This is a genomic window from Flavobacterium sp. UBA4854 (genome assembly GCF_002399805.1).
In the GTDB taxonomy this organism is placed as follows: domain Bacteria; phylum Bacteroidota; class Bacteroidia; order Flavobacteriales; family Flavobacteriaceae; genus Flavobacterium; species Flavobacterium ginsengisoli.
Genome location: NZ_DHEI01000110.1, coordinates 1 through 4,893 on the forward strand (window position 1 = coordinate 1; position 4,893 = coordinate 4,893).

The window sequence follows — 4,893 nt, forward strand, 5'->3', positions numbered from 1 at the left end:
ATTTTTTGCAAAACTTCAGGTTTCAAAATGCTATCATCTTTTAGTCGTTTAACAACATATTTGCTATCCTTTCCATGTTTAATCCAATCTTCTAGCGGAGTAAGTTTTACAGGTTGAACAGCTTCAAAAACAAACCATTTTCCATTAATGTCGTAAATAATTCCGCAGTGAGAAAATTTTGAGTTTGTAGCAATACGAACTGCTTCACATTGTTTAGATTCTGAAGTCTGAAAAATAAGATCTCCATCTTTAAACTTGCTTACTATTGTTTCTTCTTCTTTATTTCCCGTAAACGGATTATTAGGAAAAACTTTTATTGCTACAAATAAGGCACAACCAAAGCTCAAGAAAAAAGTAATAATGGGAAATAGATATTTTTTGTTTTTCATAAAGTATAATTTAAAGTACTTTGAGTTACAAAGTAAATAATAAAAAAAATAGCTGCCAAATAAAATGACAGCTATTTTCTAAATATATTTTACGAAATATTAGATTCTAAATATACCTCCAACAGCAATAATTCGTTGAAAATAAGTAAAGTGTTGAGACGCTTTGTCTTCATTACTTGTTGTAGTTTTAATATCTGGCATGTTAATATAACCACCTTTTAACTCTCCTTGAACATAGAAATGTTTAAAAAAGGTAATGTTTAAACCAGCTTTTGCAGAAACACCATAACCAGAAACGTGAAAATCATCATGACGTTCTTTACCTAAAAGCGTAGTATTAGTTTTTGGATATAAAACCCCAGCGCCAATACCTTCAGTTAAGTTAATCTGAACTTTATCAATATTTGGTAAACCAAACCATTTCGAGATATCATCAAATCTTGCAACTTCCGTATTAATGTAGTTTAAACCATCTGTATGTTCATACATTAAAAAAGCTAGACCGTTTACATTTATTTCACCTTTGCCATAACCACCTTCTTTAGCTCCTCCCTGAGACATATCGACAGGAGTATTGTTGTAATCTCCATTATAAATGTGAGCAGGATCGTCTGCAGGCAAATTGATGTTTCCAGTAACATTTGCAATTTGATTTTGTGCCATTACATATTTCATGTGGTCAACACCAATTGTAACACTGTAATGATCGCTAAAAAAGTAACCCAATCTCAAATTTGTCTGAGGAATTGTCATATTAGCAGGATTAATATAATCAACATGCCATCCTTTTGGTTTGTCATGAGCTGCCATATTTTCAACTGTAAAGTTGTAATCCTTGCCCCTAAAGTTTACATCAGATTTTGAGTAACTTTCTCTATTGCCACCCCACATTACAAAGAATTTTCCTTTGTTGTGTGCAGCATATTTTTGTACTGGTATTTCTTCCTGAGCAAATGTGTTTAAAGAAACACAGATCAGTAAGAAAAATAAAATTTTTGTTTTCAAAGAACTTAAGTATTATAATTTAAAATGCGTTAACTGTTTTTCTGATGGCAACTAACTTATTCATTAGGCCTTCAAAATAGTCTAAATGAAGCATATTAGCACCATCACTTTTTGCGTTTGCAGGGTCAAAGTGTGTTTCTATAAAAATACCATCAACACCAACTGCAATACCTGCTTTTGCTACTGTTTCGATCATGTCAGGTCTACCGCCTGTAACTCCAGCTGTCTGATTTGGCTGTTGTAAAGAATGTGTTACATCTAGAACTGTAGAAGCATATTGCTGCATAGTAGGAATACCTCTAAAATCAACAATCATATCTTGGTAGCCAAACATTGTACCGCGGTCAGTAACCATAACATTTTCATTATTACAGTCTAAAACTTTTTGAACAGCGTGTTTCATGCTCTCTGGACTCATAAATTGTCCTTTTTTCAAGTTTACTACTTTTCCAGTATTTGCAGCGGCAACAACAAGATCTGTCTGACGAACTAAAAATGCTGGAATCTGTAATACATCTACGTATTGAGCAGCCATATCAGCATCTTCGTTAGTATGAATATCTGTTACAGTTGGAACATGAAAAGTTTCTGAAACTTTTCTTAAGATTTTTAATGCTTTTTCGTCTCCAATTCCAGAAAAACTGTCAATTCTAGAACGGTTTGCTTTTTTAAAAGATCCTTTAAATACATAAGGAATCTGTAGATTGTCGGTAATACCAACTAGTTTTTCAGCAATTCTAAGAGCCATTTCTTCTCCTTCAATAGCGCAAGGCCCCGCCAATAAAAAGAAATTTCCGCTGTCAGTATGCTTAATTTGTGGAATATGTTGTAAGTTCATAAAATTATTTTTTTGCACTGCAAAGGTAGTTATGATTTATGAGTTTTGGATGAAGATTTAAGATTATTTTATGAAGCTATTCCTTCTATTTGCTTCAATTTTTTTTCTCCAATCCTTATTCTAAATCCTTGCAGGAGCTTCTGTTGGTCGCTCTGAGACGACCAGAAAAAATGGGCTTTCTCAAAAAAAAAGATTTCCGCTTTTATAGGGGCTATGTAAGATTTACTAGCAAAACCTTTTATTCTAACGGCATCGCATAGTTTGGCCAGTTATTTAAATTCTCAATTAACCATAATAACAGATTTTCAGGTTTATTAAATACATATATGATTAGTCCTTTTTTAACTAGAGAAATATAATATTCTTTATTTGTGTATTCAGTTTTACCCTGTTTATTACGAATGCATCTTCTTCTTACACTATCTTCTGGGAGCCATTCAGCATACCAAGCCAAATCTGGAGGATAAACTTCATCGCCTACTAAATTGATTTTACCAATGATTGTGAATGGCCGATTTTTTAAATAAGAATTATTAATGGATATATAAACTGCAATTTGATTTAGAATAATATCACTAATTTGTAGTTTTTTGGAATTTATAATTTTATATATTCCAATTATTACGCCGTCAAATTTGCAGCCATAACCAAATCTACCATCAGTTAATTCAATTTCAATAATAAAACCAGGTTGGATTTCATGCATTATTTAGAAGTAATTAATTGTAATGCAAAAGTAACCTGTAAGTTTTTTTTAAATGAGTCCGATAAATTATAATTATATCAAAATAAGACATAAATTTTTAAGATTTTGTACCTTAATAGATGAATAAAGAGGGTAAAAGACTATTTTGTTAAATAATTACACCTTTTTTTTTGCCCACCTTTTAGCCAAAAACTGAATCACGATAACTAAAATCAGAATAAAAAGGAAAAAGAAACAAGCTACAGCCATTCCCACAAGTGGCATTCCGCATCTCACAGGATTTGGTTCATATAGTTTTGCAAGATTATAATCGGCAATATTAAAAGCTACAAAAGAGAGTATAATTTGCAGAATAAAATTAATCCAAGAAATGATGCTGAATTTAAAAGAAGTGGGCTTATAGATTGAAAATGTCCCTAATATTATTTGGGATAATATTGGTAAAATAATAAGTATTAAAGGTAATATATTTAGCATTTTATAATTGTAGATGAATAACTTAAGGAATAGACTAAAAGAAAGAAATATATTACAAAAATAAGAATTATTCAGCAAAATCCAAATAATAGTACTGTTGCCAATTCTAAACGATTTTTGTTTAAAGAAGTGGAATGTAATCTTTAATTCTGCTTCAATCTCAACCCCATAGGAACCATCAAAATTCCTTTTTCATAAATATTTAAATAGAGCTTTACAGGTTTTTTTTGCCCTTCCCATTTCAATTCGTAAACATTTAAAAATCCAGCACCCATATTGCTTCTCTTAGTAGGAAACGGACAGCAGGTCTCTAATCTGTGAAATGTTATTTTTTCTCCATTTGGACCAGCTAAAGCATTTAAGAAACGAACTTCGTTTAAAGCCTCGTTATTTGTATTCTGAAAAAAGATATTAATAGGATAATCGGGATCGTAACCGTACTTTTTATCTTTAGCAAATTGTGTTATAGAAAAGGTATTATCCTTTTTCAAAATTAAATCAGGAGCATTGTCATCGACATTCTTTAAAGTCGATTTTGTGCTTACGCAAGAAGAAGCGCTAATTAATAAAACAATTAAAAAAGCTATTTTTTTCATGGTTGAGGTTGTTGGGAAAGTTAAACTTCTTGTTGTTCTTTTTTTGGATTTAGTTTTAAAACACCAACTACAATCAGATATTGTGCCAGAAGATAAGTCAACATAATAAAAAATGAGCTTTTAGGAATTGGAGTATAAAATTTATTTACGGCCAAAATACTATCTGAAATGATAAAGAAAATAGCACCTAAAAAAACAAGTTGATTGCCTGGTTTTTCCCAAACCAAAAATCCATTAAAAGCAAATAATAGCATAATTGAAATTACAGAAGCATAAATAGAAACAGGAATTTCAAGATCTCCTAAATGTGGCATTAGAACAGAAACCATTCCAATTAAATAAAATGCTATTAAGACGCTTCCGAATATAAAAAGTGGTTTGTTTTGCCTTTTTCTAATTCTTTTCTGTTTATTAAATAGAACACAGTAAACAATATGTGCTGTTAAAAAACATACGAGACCTAAGATAAAGTAAATCTCGCCCAAATCTGTAAAAAGCAAAATGACGTCTCCAAGCCAAGAAAGTACAAGCGCAGCCAATAAAATATTCTGAGTTGGAAATTTTCTGTAAAAATAAGCGCCAAAGCCTATAATTGGTATTAAAATGGGTTTGAGAAAGAGATCAAAACGCTCGTAGCCCGAAAGTAGTATAATTAGATAAACTATACTAAAGGCTAAATAAATTTTAAAAAAAGATGAGTTTCTCATAATAGGGGTTATGAATTGATATATTGGTTTTGGTTGGTTTTAAAATCAAAATTGACAAAATAAAGTGTCATTAAAAATGATAAAAACAGGTAGGTAAAAATAATATAATTACTAATCGGAATTACACGATTTAAACCAAACCAATCACCATAATAACCAATAATGCAGATTACAA

The 4,893-nt window shown here is 30.8% G+C and carries 7 protein-coding genes; all 7 read right to left on the reverse strand.

The window, feature by feature from the left end:
• On the reverse strand, positions 1 to 389 hold a 389-nt coding region (locus tag B3J44_RS16530; RefSeq protein ID WP_286969743.1), incomplete at its 3' end, for a YiiX/YebB-like N1pC/P60 family cysteine hydrolase.
• Positions 390 to 488: 99 nt separating this feature from the next.
• Complete coding sequence (locus tag B3J44_RS16535) at positions 489 to 1,394, reverse strand: hypothetical protein (RefSeq protein WP_286969744.1); 906 nt, start codon at positions 1,392 to 1,394, stop codon at positions 489 to 491.
• 19 nt (positions 1,395 to 1,413) lie between these two features.
• Positions 1,414 to 2,232 carry a 3-deoxy-8-phosphooctulonate synthase gene (gene kdsA / locus B3J44_RS16540; RefSeq protein WP_095927741.1) on the reverse strand — a complete coding sequence of 273 codons (819 nt, stop codon included), beginning with the start codon at positions 2,230 to 2,232 and terminating at the stop codon, positions 1,414 to 1,416.
• Between the two features lie 238 nt (positions 2,233 to 2,470).
• Positions 2,471 to 2,938 (reverse strand): hypothetical protein, encoded by a 468-nt coding sequence (locus B3J44_RS16545; RefSeq protein ID WP_286969745.1) that lies wholly within the window; start codon positions 2,936 to 2,938, stop codon positions 2,471 to 2,473.
• A 156-nt stretch (positions 2,939 to 3,094) separates the two neighbouring features.
• Complete coding sequence (locus B3J44_RS16550) at positions 3,095 to 3,415, reverse strand: hypothetical protein (RefSeq protein ID WP_286969747.1); 321 nt, start codon at positions 3,413 to 3,415, stop codon at positions 3,095 to 3,097.
• A 143-nt stretch (positions 3,416 to 3,558) separates the two neighbouring features.
• Positions 3,559 to 4,011 (reverse strand): 2-dehydro-3-deoxyphosphooctonate aldolase, encoded by a 453-nt coding sequence (locus B3J44_RS16555; protein ID WP_286969748.1) that lies wholly within the window; start codon positions 4,009 to 4,011, stop codon positions 3,559 to 3,561.
• Between the two features lie 20 nt (positions 4,012 to 4,031).
• A complete protein-coding gene (locus B3J44_RS16560) occupies positions 4,032 to 4,718 on the reverse strand; it encodes a lysoplasmalogenase (protein ID WP_286969750.1) in 687 nt (228 codons plus the stop codon).
• Positions 4,719 to 4,893: the final 175 nt, after the last annotated feature.

What these genes read in the sequence shown, in the direction of transcription:
- B3J44_RS16560 (WP_286969750.1), bottom strand. Translation starts at nt 4,718, where the DNA reads ATGAGAAACTCATCTTTTTTTAAAATTTATTTAGCCTTTAGTATAGTT.
- B3J44_RS16555 (WP_286969748.1), bottom strand. Translation starts at nt 4,011, where the DNA reads ATGAAAAAAATAGCTTTTTTAATTGTTTTATTAATTAGCGCTTCTTCT.
- B3J44_RS16545 (WP_286969745.1), bottom strand. Translation starts at nt 2,938, where the DNA reads ATGCATGAAATCCAACCTGGTTTTATTATTGAAATTGAATTAACTGAT.
- B3J44_RS16550 (WP_286969747.1), bottom strand. Translation starts at nt 3,415, where the DNA reads ATGCTAAATATATTACCTTTAATACTTATTATTTTACCAATATTATCC.
- kdsA (WP_095927741.1), bottom strand. Translation starts at nt 2,232, where the DNA reads ATGAACTTACAACATATTCCACAAATTAAGCATACTGACAGCGGAAAT.